Genomic DNA, 22962 nt, shown 5'->3' on the forward strand with positions numbered 1-22962 from the left:
GACACAACCAGGCTCACTCGTCTTCGGCATGCAGTTCGGCGGCGATCAGCTCCACGACGGTGTCGACCGTGACACCGGGGCCGTTGCTGAGCTCGCCGATCTTCTCGCGGTCCTTCAGCACGACGATGCGGTCGCTGAGCCGCACCACCTCTTCGAGTTCTGAGGAGATGAACACCACCGCGACGCCGTCGCCGGCCAACTGGCTGATGCGCTTCTGGATGTCGAGCTTGGCGGCGATGTCGATGCCCTTGGTCGGCTCGTCCAGGATCAGCACGTGGGGTCGCACGGCGAGGGCGCGCGCCAGCAGCACCTTCTGCTGCGTGCCGCCCGACAGCTGGTCCACGGGTCGGGTGAGGTCGGCCGGGTCCAGATGCAGGGCGTCGACGTAGGCGTCGATGATCGCTGCCTGCTCCGCCTGCGAGATCGGTCGGGTCCAGCCCCGCAGCGCCTGCAGCGACAGCACGATGTTCTCGCGAGCGGTGAGCTCGGGCACGATGCCGTCCAGACGGCGGTTCTCGCTGGTCATCGCGATGCGCCGACGCAGGGCCGCCGACGGCGAGCGCAGCGATACCCGGTCGCCGTCGATCCACAGCTCGCCGCCGTCCGAGCGGATGTCGCCGCCCATCAGCGATGCGAGCTCCGTGCGCCCCGAGCCGCGGAGGCCGGCGAAGCCCACGATCTCGCCGCGGTGCACCTCGATGTCGGTGGGGGCCAACTCCCCCTTCCGACTGAGCCGCTCCGCGCGGAAGGCCGGCTCGCCGTCCGACGCGTAGTGATGCGCCTTGCGCTCCGAGCCGAGAGCACGCAGACGCTCGAGATCCTTCCCGAGCATCTGCGAGATCAGATCCGCGCGCTCCAGATTCCGTGTCGCGGTCTCGGCGACCTTGCGCCCGCCGCGGAGCACGGTCATGCGGTCGCTGATCGTGAAAGCCTGCTCGAGGAAGTGCGAGATGAACAGGATCGCGACACCGCGATCGCGCAGGCTCCGGATCACTCGCATCAGCGTCGCGACCTCGGCCTGATCCAGACTCGAGGTGGGCTCGTCGAGCACCAGCACCCGCGGATCGTCCACGACCGACCGCGCCAGGGCGACCAGCTGCTTCTGCGCAGGGGACAGCATCGACAGGTGCGTGCGCGGGTCGAGGTCGTCAAGCCCGAGGCGACCGAGCGCCTCCGCGGCATCCGCTCGCGTGCGCCGCCAGTCGATCCCCAGGCGACCGCGACGCTCACGGCCGAGCATGACGTTCTCGCCGACGCTGAGGTTCGGGCTCAGCTGCGCCTCTTGGAACACCGTCGCGATGCCGGCCGCGCGGCTCTCGGCCACCCCCGAGAAGCTGCGCTCCTCGCCGTCCACCGTCACCGTGCCCGCGGAGGGGCGGCACGTGCCGGTGAGCACGCCGATCAGGGTCGACTTGCCCGCGCCGTTCTCGCCCATGAGCGCGTGGACCTCGCCGGAGAACAGCCGGAAGTCGACGTCGTCGAGCGCACGGACTCCGGGGAACTCGACGACGATGCCGTCGAGCTGCACCAGCGGCGACGTCTGCGGGGTGTCCTTCACGACCGCTCCCGCGGGGCGCCGGTGGACTCGCGCACGACGATCTCGGTGGGGATGCGGGTGAACTGAGGGATCTCCCGCCGTTCGATCGCCGCACGCAGCATCTCCACGACCGCGCCGCCGAGCGCCCGGAAGTCCTGCCGCACGGTGGTCAACGGCGGCAGGAAGTGCCTGGCCAGCGGAACATCATCGAAGCCGGCGACGCTGATGTCGCCCGGCACATCGAAGCCGCGCTCGTGCAGGCCGTGGATCAGGCCGATCGCGGTGTCGTCGTTCGCGGCGAAGATCGCCGTGTAATCGGGGAGCCGATTGAGCCCGCGCGCGAAGTCGTAGGCGAAATCCGCCGACCAGTCACCGACGACGATGGGACGCTCGCGGATGCCCCAGGAGCGCGCCCGCGTGTGGAAGGCGCGCTCGCGCGCGCGGGCGTCCAGCCAGTCCAGCGGACCGGAGATGTGCAGGATGTCGCGATGGCCGAGGGAGACGAGGTGATCCACGAGGAGCGTGGTGCCCTGATGCTGATCGATCGACACCGTCAGGAAGGTGGGGTCGACATCGGCCTTGACCACGAGCATCGGCACGCTCATGGCCACCCGGCGCAGCGCGGCGATCGAGGACGAGCGCGGCGCGACCACGCAGATCGCATCCACTCCCTGTGTGATCAGGCTGTCCACGGCATCCTGCGGAGTGAGCGCATCCCCCTCATGCAGGGCGATCGGCGTGACGGAGTAGTCGGCCGCACGGGCGGCCAGCTCCACGGCACGCAGGATGCTGGTGGGGCCGAAGGCCACCGCGCTCTCGACGATCACGCCGATGCGCTGACTGCGCTGGGTGGCCAGCGCCCTGGCGACGAGGTTCGGGCGATAGTCGAGTTCTTCGATGGCCTCCAGCACGCGCCGACGTGTCTCGGGCTTGATGTTCGGGTGATCGTTCAGCACCCGCGACACCGTCATGTGCGAGACGCCCGCGATCGAGGCCACCTGACGGATGTTGGGCTTGTCGGATCCGACGTTCGCCACATGCACCTCCGTCGGTCTCGCGTCGCGTCATGTTACCGGGAACCCTGCGGGGCCGGCAACGCGGACGGGGGCCGCGATAAGGCTTCGTGCAGGCGCACAGGGGCGGTCAGAGACCCAGCCGCTCCAGATATTCGTTGACGAACCGACGCTCCGGATCGTAGTGCGCCCGCAGCGCCGCGAAGTCGTCCCAGCGCGGGTAGCGGTGTCGCACCTCGGCAGCGTCGAGAGTGAAGACCTTGCCCCAGTGCGGGCGGGCGGATGCCGGCAGCGCTGCCTCCAGATCGGGCAGCAGCGCTCGCACGGCCTGCTCCACCGGCTTCCACGTGAAGTGCAGCGCGACGGCATCCCGCTCGTACGCCATGCTCAGCCACAGGTCGTCGGCGCGCACGGTACGGATCTCGTTCACCAGCAGGAGGGGTGCGATGCGGTCGGCGAGCGAGCGGACGGCGTCGATCGCATCGGCGGCGTCGGCCCGCGGCACGAGGTACTCGCTCTGGATCTCCGCGCCGGCCGATGGCGTGAACTCCAGCCGGAAGTGCGGCAGGCGCTGGAACCACTCGCCGGGCACGCCGCCCTGCTCGGTGCACGCCTCGGGGTCGACGCCGAGGATCGGATGCCGCTTGCCGTCCGCGGGCACTGCACCGAGCGCCGCGGCGAGCGCCGCCCGCTCACCGACGCGCTCTTCGGGTTGACGCTGCTTGATCCAGAGCAGATCGGCGGCGTCCGTGCGCTCCCAGGTGGAGAAGATGCTCACGCTGGTGCCCGCACCCGTCACGGCGTCGACGTCGGAGAGGATCGCATCCCATACCGGATGGTCGTAGACGTGCTGCGCGACGGCATAGGTCGGTTCGACGTCGAGGGTGACGTCGAGCACGGCTCCGAGCGCGCCGAGTCCCACCACGGCGCCGGCGAAGTCGTCATCCCCTCGGCGAAGCCGCGTGACCTCGCCGGATGCGCTGAGCAGCGTGAGTCCGCGCACGGCGGAGGCGAGGGAGCCGATCCCGTCGCCGGAGCCGTGCGTTCCAGTCGTGACGGCGCCGGCGACGGAGATGTGCGGCAGCGAGGCCAGGTTGGCCAAGGCGAGCCCCTGCGCCTCGAGCGCGGGCGCGATGTCGCCGTAGCGCAGCGCACCGCTGACGCGCACCGCATCCCGCTGCTCGTTGACGTCGATGACGGCCGGCATCCGATCCAGTGCGATGTGGGTGCCGACGGTGTCGGCGATGTCGTTGAAGCAGTGCCGTGTGCCGAGCACGCGCACGGGGTCGCCGGTGGCGAGCGCCGCACTCACCTCATCGATCGAACCCGGGTGCACCACCGCCGATGCCCGATATGCGAGGTTGCCTGCCCAGTTGCGGTCGATGCCCATATCGCCATGATCCCACCTCCCCCACCCCGGGAATCCACTTCCCGCGGGGAGGGCCGCGGGGCGGAGCGGCGGCGCGGGGTCGGGGAAGCCGCGCGCGACCGGCGCGGTCAGCCCGTCAGGACAGCGCGAGCGCCGACCACGACACCGGGGGAAGCGTCACGGTGAGCACGCCGTCCGCGAGCGCGGCGCCCTCCAAGGCCTTCAGTCCCACCCGGTTCTGCTCGGCGAGGGTGTTCTTCGCGTACACGTCGTCATCCCACAGGGTGACTGCCTCATCGATCGAGGAGACGCCGAGAGCCGCGACCTCGATCGTGACCGTGATCGGTTCCGTGAGGCTGCGGTTGACCAGGAACACGGCCGAACCGCCCTCGTCGGTCGTGACGACCGAATCGACGAGCGGTGCCTGGCCGTGCACGGCGGTCTCATAGGTGCCGACCTCGATGCGCGGCTTGATGATCGTGCCCTTCGCCAGGCGCGAGGTCACGGAGAACGGGAAGAACGTGGTCTGCCGCCAGGCATCGCCGCCCGGTTCGGTCATGATCGGCGCGATCACGTTGACCAGCTGGGCCAGCGACGCGGATGCCACCCGGTCGTGGTTCTTGAGCAGCGTGATCAGCAGATTGCCGAGCACCACGGCATCCGCCACCGAGTACACGTCCTCGAGCTGCCGCGGCGCGTAGCGCCATTCGTCGTTGACCTCGTCGGATGCCTGGTGTTCGTCCAGATACCAGATGTTCCACTCGTCGAAGGAGAGCTTGATCTTCTTGTCGCTCTTGAGCTTGTAGCCGACGTGATCGGCGGACGCCACGACGGTCTCGATGAAGTACTGCATGTTCAGCGAGGAGGCGAGGAAGGAGCCGAGGTCTCCGCCGCGCTCCTGGTAGTAGGCGTGGCAGGAGATGTAGTCGACGTGCTCGTAGGAGTGCTCGAGCACCGTGCGCTCCCAGTCGCCGAAGGTCGGCATGGACGAGCCCGACGAACCGCAGACGACGAGTTCCAGTGTGCGGTCGGCGGCCTTCATGGCCTGGGCGGTGCGGGCGGCGAGCTTGCCGTAGTCGTCGGCGGTCATGTACCCCGTCTGCCAGGGGCCGTCCATCTCGTTGCCCAGGCACCACATCCGGATGTCGTGCGGCTCGACCGTGCCGTTGGCGATGCGCTGGTCGCTCAGCGCCGTTCCTGACGGGTGATTGCAGTACTCGAGCAGATCGAGGGCCGCCTCGATGCCGCGGGTGCCGAGGTTCACCGCCATCATCAGCTCGGATCCGGTGAGCTTGAGCCAGCGGGCGAATTCGTCCACGCCCACCTGATTGGTCTCCAGGGAGTGCCAGGCGAGGTCGCGGCGCACCGGACGCTTCTCACGCGGTCCGACGGAGTCCTCCCAGCGGAAGCCCGAGACGAAGTTGCCGCCGGGGTAGCGGATCGTGCTGGAGCCGAGCTCGCGCACCAGTTCGACGACGTCCAGGCGGAAGCCGTCCTCGTTGGCGGTGGGGTGGCCGGGTTCGTAGATGCCGTCGTACACGCAGCGACCGAGGTGCTCGACGAACGAGCCGAAGATGCGCCGGTCGATCGGCGCGACGACGGCCTCACGGTCGATGGAGATGCGCGCAGCGGTCATGGTCATCCTCTCCGGCCCCTGAGAAGACCCGGTTCCGCCCCTGCTGGATCAGCCGAAGGCGAGCATGTACAACGTTGTAGATATTCAAGTGGACGGCAGGTGATCCTGTCAATCGCGGGATCGCTCAGTGCCTGCCCCGGTGGGCTTCCACCCGGGCGTCCGCCGCGGCCTCCACCTCAGGCGACGGACACCGACTCGCGTTCGAGGAGGCGGAAATCGGCCAGCAGCGTTCGCGGGGCGGCATCCGTCCTCCCGGTGATGCGCTCCAGCAGGGTCGACACCGCCGTGCGCGCGATCCACTCCCGCCCGGGATCGATCGTGGTCAGGGTCGGGAAGGAGAACCGCCCCTCGTCGAGGTCGTCGAACCCGATCACGGCGACGTCCTCCGGCACGCGCAGCCCGGCCTGCCGCAGCGCCCGCATGGCGCCGAGCGCGAGGGTGTCGTTCAGGCCGAAGACCGCGTCGACACCGGTGGTGCGGGCGAGGATCTCGCGCATCGAGTCGGCGCCGTTGGCACGATGCCAGAGCGTGGTCCGCCCGACGATCGCGTCGTCGTAGGGAATGTCCGCGGCGATAAGCGCCTCGCGGTAGCCCCGCATCCGGAGCGTCGCCGACCCCATGCCCTCGCCGTCGTGCCCGCCGATGACGGCGATGCGCCGACGCCCGCGGGCGATGAGGTGCTCGGTGGCGGCGCGCGCGGCCTCGACATTGCGCATCGTGACGTGATCGGCGGGCCCGTCGAAGACCCGCTCGCCCAGCAGCACCATCGGATACGGCACGTCGAGCGCCTCGACATCGTCGGAACCGACCCCGAGCGGACTGAAGATCAGCCCGTCGGTCAGCTTGAGACGAGGACTGCGCAGCAGTTCCAGCTCTCGGTGCCGGTCACCGCCGGTCTGCTCGACGACCACCACCAGCCCTGCGCTCTCGGCCTCGCGGATGACCCGCGCGGCGAGTTCACCGAAGTACGCCAGACTCAGATCGGGCAGTGCGAGGGCGATGACACCGGTGCGCCCGGAGCGCAGATTCCGTGCGGTGAGATTCGGCGTGTAGCCGAGCTCGGCGATCGCGGCTTCGACTTTCGCGCGTGTGGCGGCCCGGATGTGCGGGTAGTCGTTGATGACGTTCGACACCGTCTTGATGGACACGTCGGCGAGGGCGGCGACGTCGTGCAGAGTGACGGCCACGTCATCCTCATCTCTCGATCCGGACGGTGCATCTTCGTCGGCCCATCTTCCCGCCGGACCCATCTCTCGGGCACAGTCACCCTATAACGTTGCAGAACAGACCCCGACGGAAGGCAGGACCCTCATGCGCATCGCCCTCACCGGTTCCTCCGGCAAGCTCGGCAGCGTCGTGGCCCGCGAACTGCGCGCGAAGGGATGGGACGTGATCGGCATGGACGTCGTCGGCACTCGCGGCCCCGACTTCGTGCAGGTCGACCTCACCGACTACGGGCAGGTCGTCGATGCGCTCACCGCGGTGGGTGACCGCCACGACGGCATCGACGCCGTGGTGCACCTCGGGGCGATCCCCGCACCCGGCATCCGCAGCGACGTCGCGACCTTCCACAACAACATGCCCGCCACGTTCAATGTGTTCTGGGCCGCCGTGCGGCTCGGCATCCGACGGATCGTGTACGCCTCCAGCGAGACGGTGCTGGGCCTTCCCTTCGACGTGCCGCCGCCCTACATCCCCGTCGACGAGGAGTATCCGGCGCGCCCCGAATCGGTCTACTCGCTCGTCAAGACGCTCGAGGAGCAGCTCGCCAGGGAGCTGGTGCGCTGGCATCCCGACCTGTCGATCACCGCGCTGCGCTTCTCGAATGTGATGGTCCCCGAGGACTACGCCGAGTTCCCCTCCTTCGACGCCGACGCGCTGCGGCGCAAGTGGAACCTGTGGGGCTACATCGACGCGCGAGACGGGGCACAGGCAGTGGAGCGCGCGCTGCAGGTCGCAGCACCCGGCTTCGACCGGTTCATCATCGCCGCGGCCGACACGGTGATGTCGCGCCCGAACGCAGAGCTGATCGCCGAGGTGTTCCCGGATGTTCCGGTGACGCGCGAAGTGGGCGAGCACGAGACGCTGCTCTCGATCGACCACGCGCGCGACGTGCTGGGGTTCGCACCCCAGCACTCGTGGCGCGATCACGTCTGACGGTCACCAGGCCAGCAGGCCCTCCTCGTCCTGGAGGGTTCCGCTGGGGCTGTCGACCCCGTCGGTCACGAGGCGCACGACGACCCGGGCGCTCTCCTCGACGGGCCGACCGATGCCGAACCCGGCCGTCATATCGGTCGCGGTGGGCCCCGGCTCGACGGAGTTGAAGCGGATGCCGGGGTGCGCCTTCGCGTACTGCAGGGTCAGCATCGTGGCGGCGGCCTTCGAGGCGGAGTACAGCGGCAGCGACAGCCCGTGCTCCACCCTCTCCGGGTTGGTCACGGCCCAGAACGAGCCGGCGCTGGAGGAGACGGTGATGACGACGGGATCCGCAGCCCGGCGCAGCAGCGGCAGCGCCGCCTCGGTGACGCGCACGACGCCGACGGCGTTGACCTCGAACGAGCGGAGGGCCGCCGCGGCATCCAGCGCGGTCTCCAGGACCCCGGCATTGTTCACCAGCACATCCAGCCGTCCCTCCTCCGCCTCGATGGCAGCGATGGCGCTCGCGACGGACTCGTCGTCGGTGACATCGAGCTGCACCGGGCGCGCACCGATTCCGGCCGCCGCCTCCGCTCCCCTTCCGGCGTCGCGCGCGCCGAGATACACGGTGTGTCCGGCGGCGACGAGCTGCCTGGCGGTCTCGAATCCGATGCCCCGGGTGGCGCCGGTGATGAGCGTTACGGTCATGACTGTCCTTCCGAAAGAGTGTGCGACAGCACACAGTCCAGAACAGTAGGCACGCTGATCGGAGCCAGCCAGGGCCCCGCCGGACCCCTGTTTCGGCAGGACCCTCCCCGACGCGCCTCCCTCGCCCGGACCGTGAGAATCGCCTCGCCGCATGAGACGGCTGCTGCAGCGCGCATTCTCACGCGGGAAAGGAATTCTCGGGCGCCGCGGCCGGCGCGCCGTCGTTGATATCGTTCAGACGGCGGCAAGGAGACCGGTGGAACAGCGGACAGACGACTCGCGCGTGTGGCGCGCACCGTCCATCATCGATGTCGCCCGTGAAGCCGGGGTGTCGGCGCAGACGGTGTCGCGCGTCGCCAACGGCATGGACATCGTGCGGCCGGCCACGCGCGACAAGGTGCTGGCCGCCATGGACCGTCTGGGGTACCGGCCGAACTCCGCGGCGCGTGCGCTGAAGTCCGGGCGCTTCCGCACCCTCGGGGTGATCATGTCGGGGCTGTCCAGTTACGGCAACATGCATACGCTCGAGGCGATCGCGAACGAGGCGGCGAGGGAGGGGTACTCCCTCGCGCTCACCCCGCTGTGGACAATCGCGCAGGCCGGCTTCACCGGTGCGTTCGCACGGCTCGCCGACCAGGCAGTCGACGGCGTGCTCGTCGTGCTCGAGGCGCGGGCCCTGAACGATGCCGACCTCGCTCAGATCGCCGGCATCCCCACGGTCGTCGTGACCGCCGGCGACTCGCACCCCTACCCCTCGATCGATATCGACCAGGCGCAGGGCGCACGGCTGGCCACCGAGCACCTGCTCGAGCTCGGCCACGAGACGGTCTGGCACATCCGAGGTCCCGAGAACTCGTACTCCGCCGAGGATCGTGCGACGTCCTGGGCCGACACGCTGCGCGCACACGGGCGCAGCGTTCCCCCCGTCCTGTGGGGCGACTGGAGCACGGCATCCGGCTACGAGGCCGGGCGGCGGCTCGCGGCCGACCCCGACGTGACCGCCGTGTTCGCCGCCAACGACGAGATGGCGCTCGGAGTGCTGCGGGCCATGCGCGACGCGGGGCGCCTCGTTCCGGAGTCGGTGAGCGTGGTCGGTTTCGACGATATGGAGATGGCGGCCGACTTCCAGCCGCCTCTGACGACGATCCACCAGTACTTCGACCGGGTGGGCACCGCTGCCGTGGGCATGCTCGTCGACCAGATCGAACGGCGGCCTCTCACGCCGCCGGGCCTGGTCGCCACCGCGCTCGTCACCAGGGCGAGCACGGCGGCACCGCCCACGTCGCCTCCAGCGGTCTGACGGATCCCTCTCGCTCAGCCGCGGCCGTGCACCCCGCGGAACGCGAAGCGGAGGACGAGCTCGCCGACGGGCAGGAGGTGCTTCTGCAGCGGGCGCGCGCCCCAGGAGTCGTCGCCGGCCACGCCGCGGCGCATCAGCGCCGGCCGCACGATCGTGCGGTGGATCGGCGGCAGCTCGTTCGGATGCAGTGCGCTCTCGATCTCGGCGGGAGTCCAGCTCAGCGCGGAGAACTCCATCGTCGGCTCTCCCTCGAAGCGCAGACCCACGCCCTGAGCATCCGTCACCTCCGCCCACCGGACGCCGGTACGGTTGCCCGCCTCCTGCGGACGCAGGTACGGGGTGAGCATGTCGGCGACGCGTCGGTCGTAGACACCCAGCCGTGCGCCCTCACGCCGGTCGACGTAGCACTCCTCGGGCCCGTCGCCGTACCAGCGCACCCGGTCGTAGTCGGCGGGCATCGCGAGCATGGTCGCGAACTCCGGCATCTGCGGCACGCCCTCGGGCACCTGCATCCGCTGGGTCACCTCGACCCGTCCGGTGCCGTCGATCAGGTAGCTGAGGTCGCAGTGCGTGACCGGGTGCGTGGGCAGCTCGTAGCGGTAGCCGATGCGCACCCCACCGTCTTCGACCTCCACGGAGATGTCGGCCGGTTCATGGAATCTGCTGGCTCGACCGTACCGGCTCGCCAGCAGCCACTGCCCCTCTTCGAACGGACCGCCCCAGCCGCGCTCGTTGGCGGTCGGCGCATGCCAGAAATTCGGCGCGACGACTCCTGACAGCAGCTCGCGTCCTCCGGTGCTCGTCTCGCCCCACCGGTACGAGCTCAGTCCGTTGAAGATGCGCGAGAACAGCACGTGGAAACCGGGACCGTGCACGCCGATGCTCAGCGTGCCCTCCACGACCGTCGGCGTCGGTGCGGCGACACGGGCGGCCGGGGTGCCGACCGTCAGGACCTGCTCGCCCCACGCCACCTCATGGCCGGCCGGCGCCCACGCCGTCTCCGCCCGCAGATGCAGCGAGACGACGATCGCGTACTCCCCCGCTGCGGCGGGGAGGGGATGCGGCAGCCGGTACGACGCCGATTCGCCGGGCGCGACGTCCGTGTCGACGACGGCGCTGCTGACGACCCGGCCCTCCCGGGCGACGGAGACGCGTGTCTCGTACGCGGCGGAGGAGGTGAACAGCATCCGATTGGTGAGGGTGAAATCGGATGCCGAGACGTCGACGACGAAGCCCTGATAGAGCCGCTTCATCTCCTGCGCCTTGGGCGAGGGTGTGTGGTCGGCGAAGAAGATGCCGTTGCCGCTGAAGTCGTGGTCGTGCGGCGCTTCGCCGTTGTCGCCGCCGTAGCCGAAGAACTCGCGGCCGTAGCGGTCGGTCATGCGGATCGCCTGGTCGGCGAAGTCCCAGATGAACCCGCCCTGGAACAGCTCCTCGCGATACGCCAGGTCGATGTACTCGCCCACCCCGCCGAACGAGTTGCCCATCGCGTGCGCGTACTCGCAGAGCAGGAACGGCTTGTCGCGGTGCTCGCGAAGGTACTCCTCCACCGCGGCCGCCGAGGTGTACATCTGGCTGGCGATGTCGGTGGTCTCGGGGTACCGCTGATCCCAGTGCACGCCCTCGTAGTGCACGGGGCGGTCGTCGACCGCCCGGAACCAGTCCGCCACGTCGCGCAGCACGGTTCCGCCGAAGGACTCGTTGCCGCACGACCAGATCACCACGCTGGGATGGTTCTTGTCGCGCTCGAGCATGCTGCGCGCCCGATCGAGCACGGCAGGGCGCCACTCGGCATGATCCCCGGGGAGGGCTGTCTCCACGGGCTCGCCGAAGTGACGGACCCGGGTCCACCGACCGTGCGTCTCCAGGTTCATCTCGTCGATGACGAGCATCCCGTACTCGTCGGCGAGCGCGTAGAAGGCCGAGTCGTTCGGGTAATGACTGGTGCGGATGGCGTTGACGCCGTGCGCCTTCAGCATCCGGATGTCGGCTTCCGCCAGCTCCCGCGAGGCGACCCGTCCGTTCAGACCGAATTCGTGCCGGTTGATGCCGTTGAACACGACGCGTGCGCCGTTGAGGGCGAGCACGCCGTTCTCGATGCCGAAGCAGCGGATGCCGACGCGCTGCGGGATCACCTCGAGCAGCTGCCCGTCGGCATCCCGCACCTCGATGACGAGGTCGTAGAGGTGCGGATCCTCCGGGCTCCACAGCCGCGGGCCGTCGACGTGCAGCGCGAAGGCGCCGTCCTCGCGGGCGGTCAGCTCGCCGATGCCATCGATCCGGGCGGAGACGGCGCCGCTTCCTTCGAGCGCGACCTGCAGCACGACCTCGGCGGATGCCATATCGTCGGCGACCGCCGTCGTCACGCGGAGGTCCTCGACGTGCACCGCCGCGCGGCGGTACAGCACCACGTCGCGGAAGATGCCGGAGAAGCGGAAGAAGTCCTGGTCCTCCAGCCAGGAGCCGGCGCTGTAGGTGAACACCTGCGCGGCGAGGCGGTTCTCCCCTGCGACCAGCGCATCCGTCAGGTCGAACTCGCTGGGCGTGAAGCTGTCGGTGCTGTAGCCGATGTAGCGACCGTTCAGCCAGAGCGCGATGGCGCTCTCCGCACCGTGGAAGGCGACGCTCAGCCGCTCCCCGTCACCGAGCGGCCGATCCAGCTCGAACATGCGCACGTAGGAGCCGATCGGGTTGTCCCGGACGGGCACCTGTCCGGGTTCGATGTCCTCCTGGCCGTCCCAGGCGTACCCGACGTTGACGTACTGCGGACGGTCGTAGCCCTGCAGCTGCAGATGCGAGGGCACGGGGATGTCATCCCAGCCCGAGACGTCGGTGGCCGACTGCTCGAAGCCGGGGATCGTCTGGCCCTGGTTCTTCGCGCAGTGGAACTTCCACAGCCCGTTGAGGGACTGCTCGAACGAACTGGAGCCCGTGCGCGCCTCATCGAGGTCGGCGAACCAGCGGTGGTCGGAGTGCGCCGGGATGCGGTTGTCGGAGAAGAACTCCGGGTCGGCGATGCGATCGATGTCGAATGCGGGGGTGGATGTCACTTGATGGCTCCGGTGATGCCCTGCGCGAAGGCCCGCTGCAGGATGAGGAAGACGAAGATGGTCGGCAGAGAGGTCAGCAGCACGGCGAGCATGAGCACACCGTAGTCGGTGACGTAACCCGCCGTGAGGTTCGCGATGAGCATGGGCATGGTCTGCACCGCATTGTCGAGCAGGATCACGCGCGGCCAGAGGAAGTTGTTCCACGACGCCATGAACGTGATCACCGCCGCCGCAGCGAAGGTGGACTTCATCGTCGGCACGTAGATGCGCGCGAAGATCGAGAGCTCCTTGAGTCCGTCGATGCGGGCGGCCTCGATGATCTCGTAGGGGAACGAGCGCGACGCCTGCCGGAACAGCAGGATCAACAGCGGGGTGGAGATAGACGGGATGATCACCGCGAACAGCGAGTTGACCATGCCGAACTCGGCGAACATGCGGAACAGCGGGATCATGATCGCCGCGAACGGGATCATCATGGCCAGCATCAGGATGGCCATCACCACGTCCTTCCCGCGGGAGTGGTAGACCTCGAACCCGTAGCCGGCGACCGCGCAGACGATCAGCGCCAGCACCGTGGTGCCGACGGCGATGAGGGCCGAACTGGTCATGGCCGCGCCGATGTCCTGCTGCGTCATGAGTGCGATCATGTTGTCGATCAGATGGCCGCCGGGGGTCAGGCGGGAGGCCAGCACATCCTGCGTCGAGTTCGTCGCCGAGACGAGCATGAAGTACAGCGGGAAGATCGAGAACAGCGCGAAGACCGACAGGAAGACGTAGCCGGGCACCCGGCGCCAGGTGAAGCTGCCCCTCCGCCGGGACGCACCTGCGCCCCTCGTCACGACGGCCTCCGTCGTGGTGCGATCCGTCAGGAGTTCAGTCACGCTTGTCACCGACCTTCATCTGGATGAGCGCGAGCACCGCGACCATGATCAGGATCACGTACGAGATCGCCGCTCCGTAGCCGATGTTCGGGTTCTTCAGGAACGACAGCTCGTACAGGTAGTGCGACATCGACATGGACTGGTACGACGGGCCTCCCTTGGTCAGCGACCAGGATTCGTCGAAGAGCTGCAGAGTCCCGTTGATGGACAGGATCGCGGTCAGCACGATCATCGGCCGCAGCTGCGGCACCGTCACGTACCAGAAGGTCTTGAAGGATCCGGCTCCGTCGATGCGCGCGGCCTCGAGCGTCGAGTGGTCCACGTTCTGCAGAGCGGCGAGGAAGAAGATCATGTTGTAGCCGGTCCACCGCCACAGCAGGCCGATGATGATCACGAACCGGGCGGTCCACGGCTCGCCGAGCCAGTTCAGCGGATCCTGCATGAAGCCGAGGCTCATGAGCAGGTCGTTGACCAGCCCGTCGGTGGCGAACATGGTGCGGAACACAAGGGAGTACGACACGAGAGAGACGGCGCAGGGCAGAAAGATCATGGTGCGCCAGAGCGCCTTGTACTTCAGCCGCGGGTCGTTGAGCAGGTTCGCGAGGATCATCGCGAGGACCAGCATGACCGGCACCTGGATGACGAGGTAGAACACCGTGTTGAACATGGTGAGCTTGAAGATCTCGTCGTGCAGCAGCCGTTCGAAGTTCATCCAGAGCGGCTCAGCCCAGTTCAGCCGGGATCCGCGGCCGGTCTGCAGGGAGAGCATGAACGCCTGGATCATCGGCAGGAAGCTCAGCAGCGTGATCAGCAGGGCGGCGGGCAGCAGGAACCCCCAGCCCGTCAGGTTTCTGCGCCGCCCGCTGTCGAGCCAGGCGCCGCCGCGCGGGGAGAAGTCAGGCGGCGGGCTGCTCCGCCGGCGACGGCCGGTGCCTCCGGATGTCACGATCGCTTGAGTCGCCACAGTGCGCACTCGCTTTCACAGGTCGGTGGGGCGGGCGGAGACGGGGCGGATCCGTGGACCCGCCCCGCAGGGCTTGGGGCTCAGCCCATCGCGAACTCGACGTTGTTCTGCGCCTCTTCCAGGGAGCTCTTGATGTCGGCGCCGCCGATGATCTTCGTCATCGCCGCGCTCACGGCATCCCGACCCTCGTAGTAGTAGACGCCGGTGTTGTTGCTCGGCACCTTCGCGCCGTACTCGACGACCTTCTGGAAGATCGGCTGGCCGCCGAAGAACTCGCTCGGCTGCGCGTACACGTCGCTGTCGCCGGCGGGGATCCAGTTCGCGACCGCGCCGGACTTCGGCAGGATCGTGTCGTACAGCTCGGTGGAACCCGCGAAGGTCGCGCTGAGGAAGTCGGACGCCAGTTCCGCATTGCCCGTGGAGCTGATCGCCCACGACGAACCCCCGTTGGCGGAGTAGTTCGTCGCATCGGAGACGCCGTCGAGCTTCGGCAGGTTCGTGACCGCCCACTTGCCGGACTGCTCTGCCGCGGTCTGGATCGAGCCCACGATCCAGATGCCGTTGATGGTGCCGCCGACGGAGCCGTTCACGAAGGTGCCGATGTACTCATCCCAGGAGTTGACCTCCACGAGCACGCCGGAGGTGACCAGCTCGGTGTACAGGTCGATCGCCTTGGTGAGTTCGTCATTTCCGGCGATGGTGGGCTTGCTGTCCTTGTCGAAGATGCTGGCGCCGGCGGACTGCAGCATCATCATCGGGATGTCGGCGGAGCCGGCCTGACCCGAGAGCAGCGGCTTGCCCGTCTTGGCCAGCACATCCTTGCCCTGGGTGAGGTATTCATCCCAGGTGATGTCGGTGAAGTCGTCGATCGTGTAGCCGGCCTGCTCGAGCACGTCGGTGCGCAGCGCCGTCACCGCCGTGCCGGAGTCGAACGGGACGCCGTAGTTGACGCCGTCGATCTCGGAATAGCCGATGACGCCCTGCGGGAACTCCGAGAAGTCGATGTCGGCGTCGGAGAAGTCGCTGAACAGATCGGGATAGTTGATCGCGTTCTTCTGGAACGCGTTGTTCTGCATCAGGAAGATGTCGGGCAGTTCATTCGTCTGCTGCGACTGGGCGATGGTGGTGAGTTTCGCCTGCAGGTCCTCCCAGGGCGTCTCGACGATCTTCAGGCTGAAGTCGGGGTGATCCTTCTGATAGATCTTCTCGGCTTCCTGCAGCGCGTAGATGTTGAACGACGGGTCCCACGCCCACACCGTCAGCGTGTCGTCGCCGCTCGAGCCGGCATCACCGCTGCTGCTTCCGCCTGAGCAGGCGGTGAGGGCGAACAGCGGAAGGATCGCCGCGGCGGTCAGCGCCGCGAACTTGGTCATGCGCTTCATCGAAGCATGTCCTCTCGGTGGTTCACGTGGCCGTGGATGCGGATCCGCGGTCGTGCCGCGACGTTCGATGTCGCCGGCAACCCTCAAATGATCACGTAAACATTTTGCGGACGGCAAGGGCCGTTACGTGATCGTGACCTGGGTTCACCTATCCCGAGAATTGCCTTCCCGCATGAGACGGCTGCTGCAGCGTGCCGTCTCATGCGGGAAAGGCATTCTCACCCGGCGAGAGCTGGAGAGGACCGCGCCGCCAGTCGCATCCACGTCTCCACGACCGTGTCGGGGTTGAGTGACATCGATTCGATCCCCTGGTCGAGCAGCCAGTCGGCGAGATCGGGGTGATCCGACGGACCCTGCCCGCAGATGCCCACGTACTTGCCACGACGCAGGCAGGCCTCGATCGCCATGGCGAGCATCTTCTTCACCGCGGGATCGCGCTCGTCGAAGGTCGCGGCGACCAAAGCCGAGTCGCGGTCGAGGCCGAGCGTGAGCTGGGTCATGTCGTTCGACCCGATCGAGAAGCCGTCGAAGTGGTCGAGGAAGGCGTCGGCGAGGAGGGCGTTCGAGGGCACCTCGCACATCATCACGACCTCCAGCCCGTTCTCGCCACGACGCAGACCGTTCTCGGCGAGCAGGTCGATGACCGCGGCGCCCTCGGCGACGGTGCGCACGAATGGGATCATGATCTTCGCGTTCGTCAGGCCCATGTCGTCGCGCACCCGGCGCAGCGCCTCGCACTCCATGTCGAAGCATTCCCGGAACTCGGGCGAGATGTAGCGGGATGCCCCGCGGTACCCGATCATCGGGTTCTCCTCGTGCGGTTCGTAGCTGTCGCCGCCGAGCAGGTTCGCGTACTCGTTCGACTTGAAGTCGCTCATCCGCACGATGACCGGCTCCGGGGCGAACGCCGCAGCCAGCATCCCCACGCCCTCTGCGACACGCTGCACGAAGAACTCGCGCGGGGACGGGTAGGCGGCGATCCGGTCCGCGACCTGACCATGCAGTTCGGCGGGGAGGTCGTCGAACTCGAGCAGCGCGCGAGGGTGGATGCCGATCTGCCGGTTGATGATGAACTCCAGCCGCGCGAGTCCCACCCCGCGGTTCGGAAGCCGGGAGAAGGAGAAGGCCTGATCGGGGGTTCCCACGTTCATCATGACGTTCACGGGCACCTCCGGCATCCGGTCGAGGTGCGTCTGCTCCTCACGGAAGTCGAGCAGACCCTGGTACACGAAGCCGTCATCGCCCTCGGCGCAGGAGACGGTGACGTCGAGCCCGTCCGGCAGTACCCGGGTGGCGTCCCCCGTGCCGACGACCGCGGGGATGCCGAGCTCGCGCGCGATGATCGCGGCATGACAGGTGCGCCCGCCGCGGTTGGTGACGATCGCCGACGCCTTCTTCATGATCGGCTCCCAGTCGGGATCGGTCATGTCGGCCACCAGCACGTCGCCGGCGCGGAAGCGGGCCATGTCGTCGATGCCGCGCAGCACGCTGACGGCGCCGGATCCGATCTTCTGCCCGATCGCTCGCCCGGTCGCGAGGACGTCGCTGCGCTCGGCGAGCACGAAGCGGCGCATGACGTTCGCATCCGCACGGGAGACGACGGTCTCCGGCCGTGCCTGAAGGATGTAGAGCCTGCCGTCGATGCCGTCGCGCGCCCATTCGATGTCCATCGGGCGGCCATAGTGCTGCTCGATCGTGACGGCATGACGGGCGAGCTCCTCGACTTCGGCATCCGTGATGCTGAACAGACGGCGCTGCTCGGCCGGGACATCCTCGAAGACCGTCGTTCCGCCCACCCGGTCGCTCTCGGTGTACCGCATCGCGATCGCCTTCTCACCGACCGAGCGCTTCAGGATCGCCGGGCGGGAGGCGGCGAGCGCGGGCTTGTACACGTAGAACTCGTCGGGGTTCACCGCGCCCTGCACGACGGCTTCGCCGAGGCCGTAGGAACTGGTGATGAACACGGCGTCGGCGAAGCCGGATTCGGTGTCGACGGTGAACATCACGCCCGACGCGGCGATGTCCGAGCGCACCATGCGCTGCACGCCCACGGAGAGCGCCACGTCGTGGTGCTCGAAGCCGTTGTGCACGCGGTAGGCGATCGCGCGGTCGTTGTAGAGCGACGAGAAGACCTGCTTCACCGCCTGCAGGATGTTGTCGATGCCGGAGATGTTCAGGAAGGTCTCCTGCTGACCGGCGAAGGAGGCGTCAGGGAGATCCTCGGCCGTCGCTGATGACCGGACTGCCCAGGAGACGGCATCCGGGGCCGGGTCGCTCTCGACCAGCTTGGCGTACGCCGACCGGATGTCGCGTTCGATGTCGGCGGGCAGCGGCTGCTGCTCGATCCATTCGCGCACGGCGGCGCCGACGCCGGACAGCTGCGTCACGTCGTCCACGTCGATCGCCTCCACCGCGGCGCGGATGCGGGTGTCCAGACCGTCTGAGGAGAGGAAGGCGCGATAGGCGTCCGCGGTCGTCGCGAACCCGCCCGGCACGCGCACGCCGAGGTCGGCGAGGTGGGAGACCATCTCGCCCAGCGAGGCGTTCTTCCCGCCGACCTGCGGCAGATCGGCCATGCCGACCTCGTCGAACCAGAGGATGTTGCTCATAGCGCTGCTGCTTTCACTCGAGTCACGCACGCAGCTTCATGGTCTGCATGATGACCGCGGACATCTCCTCGACGCTTTTCGTCGAGGAGTTCAGGAAGGGAACACGGTTTCGTCGATAGAGGTCCTCCGCCCGGCGCAGCTCGATCGTGCACTGCTCGAGGCTGGCGTAGCGCGAGCTGGGCCTGCGCTCATGGCGCACCTGGCTCAGTCGCAGCGGTGTCGTGGTGAGTCCGAAGCAGCGGGCGCCGTACTTCGCGACCGCCTTCGGCAGACCCTCACTGGGGAAGTCGTCATCGGTGAGCGGGTAGTTCGCGACACGCAGGCCGTGCTGCAGCGCGAGGTACATGGTCGTGGGGGTCTTGCCGCACCGCGAGGGCGCGATGATGACCACCTCGGCCTGGTCGAGCGCTCGCGCACTCTGCCCGTCATCGTGCTCGATCGCGTACTCCACGGCGCGCATGCGGGCGAAGTAGCGCTCGGTGTCGCCCAGGCCGTGATAGTTGCCGAGCTGCTCGGAGGCGGTGACGCCGAGCGCATGCTCGAGTTCGGTCAGATGCCCGGCGAGGAGGTCGATGAGGGTCGCCGGGGACTGCCTCAGGATGTCGCGCAGGGCTGCCTGTTTGACCGTGATGAACAGGAGCGGGTCGCGACCGGCCGCGGCATCGGCCGCGATGCTCGCGACGACGCCTCTCGCCTCTGCCTCGGTGACGACGAACGGGATCGTGCGCTTGAAGAACCGGATGCCGGGGAAGTTCGCCAGCAGCGCGTTGCCGAGGGTCTCGGCGGTGACACCGGTGCTGTCGGAGACGAAGTACGCGGCGCGGGTGGGCGCGGCGGGCATCGACTGGGTGGGAGAGGTCACGTTCACAACATACGGAAGGAAGCGGCCCACTTATGGCCGCTACCGCATGAAAGAAATCCAATATTTATTCATGAGCAGAGATCTTGCGGACAGGACCCTCGTCATGCCCCTTTGTGGCTACACTGACCCTGATCCTCTGCCCGCATTGGCAGGGACGCACCGGCCGTGAACTTGGCCGCTCGTCATCACTCGACCAGCGCCAGGAGAATCATGCCCGTGCGACGCCCGCGGCTCATCGCCGCATCCGCCCTGCTCATCGCCGCGTCCGCCCTCGCGGGTTGCGCATCCACCGCGAACGCCTCGCCGGCGAGCGGTCCGACGCCCAGCGGCCCGCAGTCTGCGGCGACCGCATATCCGCTCTCGATCGACAACTGCGGGACGTCGGTCACCTTCGACCGCGCCCCGGAACGCGTGCTCGCGATCAAATCGACATCGATCGAGATGATGCTGGCGCTCGGGCTGGAGGACCGGATGATCGGTGCCGCGTTCCCCGACGGCGACTATGCCGAGCAGTGGGCCGCCCGTGGCGATGGTGTCCCGCTGATCTCCGAGAAGGTGCCCGGGCAGGAGGCGACGCTGAACCTCGAACCCGACCTCGTCTATGCCGGATGGGAGTCCAACGTCACGTCCGACGGCGCCGGCGATCGCGCCGCACTCGCCTCACTCGGGGTGAACACCTTCGTCTCCCCCGCCGCCTGCCAGGAACCGGACCATCGGCCGAATCCCCTCACCTTCGACGACGTCTTCGCCGAGATCGAGCAGGTGGGTGCGATCTTCGACGTGCAGGATGCGGCGCGCGCGCTCGTCGCGGACATGAAGGAGCGCCTCGCCACCGTCACGCCCGCCTCACCCGGGCTCACGGCGCTCTGGTACAGCTCCGGCAGTGACACGCCCTTCGTCGGCGCCGGCATCGGCGCGCCGCAGATGATCATGCACGCCGCCGGCCTCACCAACATCGCCGCCGACATCGACGACACCTGGTCGAGCCTGAGCTGGGAGGCCGTCGTCGACGCGAACCCCGACGTCATCGTCCTCGTCGACTCCGCGTGGGGATCGACGGAGAAGAAGATCGGCGTGCTCGAATCGAACCCCGCGACCGCCCGGCTCCCCGCCGTTGTGAACCACCGCTACCTGATCGTGCCGTTCCCTGCCGGCGAGGCCGGCGTGCGCAACGTCGAAGCAGTGCAGTCGCTCGTGGCTCAGCTGGAGGCGATCGACCTGCCGTGACGAGTCCGACCACGATGCCCCCGCTCCTCGCCCCGGATGCCGACCCGCGCGAGCGACCGGGCGTGCACGCGGGCCTCTGGACCATGACGCTGGTCATCGCCCTCGGGCTCTCGGTCGTGCTCTGCGTGACGCTCGGACCGGCGCAGATCTCTCCCGGTGAGGCCTGGGGCGCGATCCTCGCGCATGCCGGACTCGGTGAGTCGACACTGAGTCCGCTGCGCGACGGAATCATCTGGCAGCTGCGGATGCCGCGGGTGCTCACCGCCGCGGCGGTCGGCGCCGGCCTCGCGGTATGCGGGGCGATCATGCAGGCGGTGCTGCGCAACCCGCTCGCGGACCCCTATCTGCTCGGCCTCTCGTCCGGTGCGTCCTTCGGTGCCGTGCTGGTCATCGTGCTCGGTGTCTCGCTCGCGCTTCCTCTCGCGGCCTTCGGCGGCGCTCTGGTGGCGCTGGCCCTCACTCTCGTCATCGCCGGAGCCGTCGGCCGGATGACCACCTCGCGGACCATCCTCGCCGGGGTCGCGGTCTCGGCCGCCCTCAGCGCGTTGACGAGCCTGGTGATCTTCTGGAGCGCGACGGGTGACAGCTATCGGGAGATCCTGGGCTGGCTGCTCGGGTCGCTCGCCGGATCGGCCTGGCCGACGACGATCCTCGCGCTGGCGGCGATCGTCGTGGTGGGCGCCCCGCTGATGCTGAGTGCGGGCACTCTCGACGCGTTCGCGTTCGGAGACCGCACCGCGTCCTCCCTCGGCGTCTCGGTGCAGCGCACGCGGTGGATCCTGCTCGCGGCGACCGCCCTGTTGACGGGGTGCCTGGTCGCGGTGAGCGGCTCGATCGGGTTCGTCGGTCTGGTCGTCCCTCACGCCGTCCGCCTCATCGTCGGAGCACGGCACCGGGTGCTGCTCCCGCTGTCGGCGCTGTCGGGTGCGATCGTCCTGATCTGGGCCGACACCCTCGCCCGCACGCTCTTCGACCCTCGCGAGCTCCCGGTCGGGGTCGTCACCGCCCTCATCGGCGCACCCCTGTTCGGCATTCTGCTGCTGCGATCACGGAGGATCTCATGACGGACCTGCCCCCGCTTCGCACCCACGGGGTCTCTTTCGGGCGGAACGGCCGGATGCTGGTCGATGACATCGACTGCACGGTCGCTGCGGGCTCCCTCACCGCCCTGGTGGGCCCCAACGGCGCGGGCAAGTCGACGCTCCTCCACCTCATCGCGTCCGTGGAGGCGCCCACCTCCGGCACGGTGGAACTCGGCGGAGCGGATATCAACCGGATGCGACGACGCGCCCGAGCGCAGTTCACCGCGCTGGTCGAGCAGCAGGGCGAGACGGAACTGGATCTGAGCTCGCGAGACGTCGTGCTGCTCGGACGCACTCCGCACGTCTCCGTGCTGGGTGGGCCGCGCGCCGAGGACATCCAGATCGCCCGCGCCGCTCTGCACCGCGTGGGCGCCGATTCCCTCTCCCTCCGACGCTTCCACGAGCTCTCCGGAGGAGAGCGCCAGCGCGTGCTGCTGGCGCGGGCGCTGGCCCAGGAGCCGACGCTGCTGCTCCTGGATGAGCCGACCAACCACCTCGACATCCGGGCCCAGTTGCACACCCTGTCCCTCCTGCGCTCCCTGGCCGACGAGGGCATCGCGGTTCTCGCCGCGCTGCACGATCTGACGCTGGCGGCGCGCTATGCCGACCGCGTCATCGTCGTGGACAGAGGTCGCGTCGTGGCGGCCGGAGCACCGTCGGACACCCTCACCCCTGAGCTGATCCAGCTGGTCTACGGCGTGCGGGCGGATGTCATCCCCCATCCGCTGGACGGCACGCCGCTGATCGCCTTCTCGGCTCTGGACGCGACCGCCCCGTTGCAGGCGTCATTACACTCGGGAGCATGAGTGCTGCCCGTCTTTCCCCTCGCCAGATCCGCCTGCTCGAGCGTCCGGTGTTCGGTGTGCTGGGCACGGTCGGGCGCAACGACACGGTGCAGACCAGTCCGATGTGGTTCGAGCTGGATGGCGACAGAGTCCTCTTCACGCATACCAGCACGCGCACCAAGTATCGCAATCTTCAGCGCAACCCCTCGATGAGCTTCACGGTCTATGACCCCGACCATCCGTACGACTACGTGGAGGTGCGCGGTCGTCTGGTCGAGGCGCAGCCGGATCCCACCGGCGGGTTCTACCAGCAGCTCTCGCGACGCTATGGCTCCGAGAACCCGTCCACTCCACCGGACGCGGCTGATCGAGTGATCCTGGTGATGTCGATCGACAAGGTGATCGGCAGGTAGCACAGCGC

The 22962-nt window shown here is 68.3% G+C and carries 18 protein-coding genes; 6 read left to right on the forward strand and 12 right to left on the reverse strand.

What is annotated here, in order from left to right; genetic code table 11:
• Window positions 1–13: 13 nt before the first annotated feature.
• From ACFQY2_RS00515 to ACFQY2_RS00535, 5 genes are all read right to left on the reverse strand, one after another.
• Entirely contained in the window at window positions 14–1558 is a 1545-nt protein-coding gene (locus ACFQY2_RS00515) for a sugar ABC transporter ATP-binding protein (protein WP_378743632.1), read from the reverse strand.
• Window positions 1555–2574 carry a LacI family DNA-binding transcriptional regulator gene (locus ACFQY2_RS00520; protein WP_378743633.1) on the reverse strand — a complete coding sequence of 340 codons (1020 nt, stop codon included), beginning with the start codon at window positions 2572–2574 and terminating at the stop codon, window positions 1555–1557. The genes ACFQY2_RS00515 and ACFQY2_RS00520 overlap by 4 nt, the downstream gene beginning before the upstream one ends.
• A 106-nt stretch (window positions 2575–2680) precedes the next feature.
• A complete protein-coding gene (locus ACFQY2_RS00525; RefSeq protein WP_378743634.1) occupies window positions 2681–3940 on the reverse strand; it encodes a D-arabinono-1,4-lactone oxidase in 1260 nt (419 codons plus the stop codon).
• Window positions 3941–4055: 115 nt separating this feature from the next.
• Window positions 4056–5555: an alpha-N-arabinofuranosidase gene (locus ACFQY2_RS00530; protein WP_378743635.1), complete on the reverse strand. Its 1500-nt coding sequence runs from the start codon at window positions 5553–5555 to the stop codon at window positions 4056–4058.
• 176 nt (window positions 5556–5731) lie between these two features.
• The gene (locus ACFQY2_RS00535) at window positions 5732–6742 is read right to left on the reverse strand and encodes a LacI family DNA-binding transcriptional regulator (protein ID WP_378743636.1); all 1011 of its coding nucleotides are present in this window, start codon (window positions 6740–6742) and stop codon (window positions 5732–5734) included.
• A 124-nt stretch (window positions 6743–6866) separates the two neighbouring features.
• On the opposite strand from ACFQY2_RS00535, the gene ACFQY2_RS00540 reads away from it, so the two are divergent.
• A complete protein-coding gene (locus tag ACFQY2_RS00540; protein ID WP_378743637.1) occupies window positions 6867–7712 on the forward strand; it encodes an NAD-dependent epimerase/dehydratase family protein in 846 nt (281 codons plus the stop codon).
• A 3-nt stretch (window positions 7713–7715) separates the two neighbouring features.
• On the opposite strand, the gene ACFQY2_RS00545 is transcribed toward ACFQY2_RS00540, so the two are convergent.
• Complete coding sequence (locus ACFQY2_RS00545; protein WP_378743638.1) at window positions 7716–8399, reverse strand: SDR family NAD(P)-dependent oxidoreductase; 684 nt, start codon at window positions 8397–8399, stop codon at window positions 7716–7718.
• A 256-nt stretch (window positions 8400–8655) separates the two neighbouring features.
• Here ACFQY2_RS00545 and ACFQY2_RS00550 point away from each other — a divergent pair, with 256 nt between their 5' ends.
• A complete protein-coding gene (locus ACFQY2_RS00550) occupies window positions 8656–9699 on the forward strand; it encodes a LacI family DNA-binding transcriptional regulator (protein WP_378743639.1) in 1044 nt (347 codons plus the stop codon).
• A 14-nt stretch (window positions 9700–9713) separates the two neighbouring features.
• Here the strand turns inward: ACFQY2_RS00550 and ACFQY2_RS00555 are convergent, their stop codons facing one another.
• The 6 genes from ACFQY2_RS00555 to ACFQY2_RS00580 form a co-directional block, all read right to left on the reverse strand.
• Window positions 9714–12749 carry a glycoside hydrolase family 2 TIM barrel-domain containing protein gene (locus tag ACFQY2_RS00555; protein ID WP_378743640.1) on the reverse strand — a complete coding sequence of 1012 codons (3036 nt, stop codon included), beginning with the start codon at window positions 12747–12749 and terminating at the stop codon, window positions 9714–9716.
• The gene (locus tag ACFQY2_RS00560) at window positions 12746–13630 is read right to left on the reverse strand and encodes a carbohydrate ABC transporter permease (protein ID WP_378743641.1); all 885 of its coding nucleotides are present in this window, start codon (window positions 13628–13630) and stop codon (window positions 12746–12748) included. Before ACFQY2_RS00560 ends, ACFQY2_RS00555 begins: the two co-directional genes overlap by 4 nt.
• Window positions 13623–14594 carry a carbohydrate ABC transporter permease gene (locus ACFQY2_RS00565; RefSeq protein ID WP_378743642.1) on the reverse strand — a complete coding sequence of 324 codons (972 nt, stop codon included), beginning with the start codon at window positions 14592–14594 and terminating at the stop codon, window positions 13623–13625. The genes ACFQY2_RS00560 and ACFQY2_RS00565 overlap by 8 nt, the downstream gene beginning before the upstream one ends.
• Window positions 14595–14674: 80 nt before the next feature.
• Window positions 14675–15967, reverse strand: coding sequence for an ABC transporter substrate-binding protein (locus ACFQY2_RS00570; RefSeq protein ID WP_378743643.1), 1293 nt, complete (start codon window positions 15965–15967; stop codon window positions 14675–14677).
• Between the two features lie 227 nt (window positions 15968–16194).
• Complete coding sequence (ppsA, locus tag ACFQY2_RS00575; protein ID WP_378743645.1) at window positions 16195–18585, reverse strand: phosphoenolpyruvate synthase; 2391 nt, start codon at window positions 18583–18585, stop codon at window positions 16195–16197.
• A gap of 22 nt (window positions 18586–18607) precedes the next feature.
• Window positions 18608–19426: a pyruvate, water dikinase regulatory protein gene (locus ACFQY2_RS00580; protein ID WP_378744995.1), complete on the reverse strand. Its 819-nt coding sequence runs from the start codon at window positions 19424–19426 to the stop codon at window positions 18608–18610.
• A gap of 231 nt (window positions 19427–19657) precedes the next feature.
• Here ACFQY2_RS00580 and ACFQY2_RS00585 point away from each other — a divergent pair, with 231 nt between their 5' ends.
• The 4 genes from ACFQY2_RS00585 to ACFQY2_RS00600 are packed head-to-tail and all read left to right on the forward strand — an operon-like array spanning window position 19658 to window position 22954.
• On the forward strand, window positions 19658–20674 hold the full coding sequence (locus ACFQY2_RS00585) for a putative F420-0 ABC transporter substrate-binding protein (RefSeq protein ID WP_378743646.1): 1017 nt from the start codon (window positions 19658–19660) through the stop codon (window positions 20672–20674).
• Window positions 20671–21738 (forward strand): putative F420-0 ABC transporter permease subunit, encoded by a 1068-nt coding sequence (locus tag ACFQY2_RS00590; RefSeq protein WP_378743647.1) that lies wholly within the window; start codon window positions 20671–20673, stop codon window positions 21736–21738. Before ACFQY2_RS00585 ends, ACFQY2_RS00590 begins: the two co-directional genes overlap by 4 nt.
• Window positions 21735–22562, forward strand: coding sequence for an ABC transporter ATP-binding protein (locus ACFQY2_RS00595; protein WP_378743648.1), 828 nt, complete (start codon window positions 21735–21737; stop codon window positions 22560–22562). Before ACFQY2_RS00590 ends, ACFQY2_RS00595 begins: the two co-directional genes overlap by 4 nt.
• Window positions 22559–22954: a PPOX class F420-dependent oxidoreductase gene (locus ACFQY2_RS00600; protein ID WP_378743649.1), complete on the forward strand. Its 396-nt coding sequence runs from the start codon at window positions 22559–22561 to the stop codon at window positions 22952–22954. Before ACFQY2_RS00595 ends, ACFQY2_RS00600 begins: the two co-directional genes overlap by 4 nt.
• Window positions 22955–22962 lie beyond the last annotated feature (8 nt).

Origin of the sequence: Microbacterium sp. GCM10027623 (assembly GCF_042666935.1) — a bacterium.
Classification (GTDB): Bacteria; Actinomycetota; Actinomycetes; order Actinomycetales; family Microbacteriaceae; genus Microbacterium.

Coding starts and splice junctions, on each gene's coding strand:
- ACFQY2_RS00525 (WP_378743634.1), bottom strand. CDS start 3,940: ATGGGCATCGACCGCAACTGGGCAGGCAACCTCGCATATCGGGCATCG.
- ACFQY2_RS00530 (WP_378743635.1), bottom strand. CDS start 5,555: ATGACCGCTGCGCGCATCTCCATCGACCGTGAGGCCGTCGTCGCGCCG.
- ACFQY2_RS00540 (WP_378743637.1), top strand. CDS start 6,867: ATGCGCATCGCCCTCACCGGTTCCTCCGGCAAGCTCGGCAGCGTCGTG.
- ACFQY2_RS00545 (WP_378743638.1), bottom strand. CDS start 8,399: ATGACCGTAACGCTCATCACCGGCGCCACCCGGGGCATCGGATTCGAG.
- ACFQY2_RS00570 (WP_378743643.1), bottom strand. CDS start 15,967: ATGACCAAGTTCGCGGCGCTGACCGCCGCGGCGATCCTTCCGCTGTTC.
- ppsA (WP_378743645.1), bottom strand. CDS start 18,585: ATGAGCAACATCCTCTGGTTCGACGAGGTCGGCATGGCCGATCTGCCG.
- ACFQY2_RS00580 (WP_378744995.1), bottom strand. CDS start 19,426: ATGCCCGCCGCGCCCACCCGCGCCGCGTACTTCGTCTCCGACAGCACC.
- ACFQY2_RS00585 (WP_378743646.1), top strand. CDS start 19,658: ATGCCCGTGCGACGCCCGCGGCTCATCGCCGCATCCGCCCTGCTCATC.
- ACFQY2_RS00595 (WP_378743648.1), top strand. CDS start 21,735: ATGACGGACCTGCCCCCGCTTCGCACCCACGGGGTCTCTTTCGGGCGG.
- ACFQY2_RS00600 (WP_378743649.1), top strand. CDS start 22,559: ATGAGTGCTGCCCGTCTTTCCCCTCGCCAGATCCGCCTGCTCGAGCGT.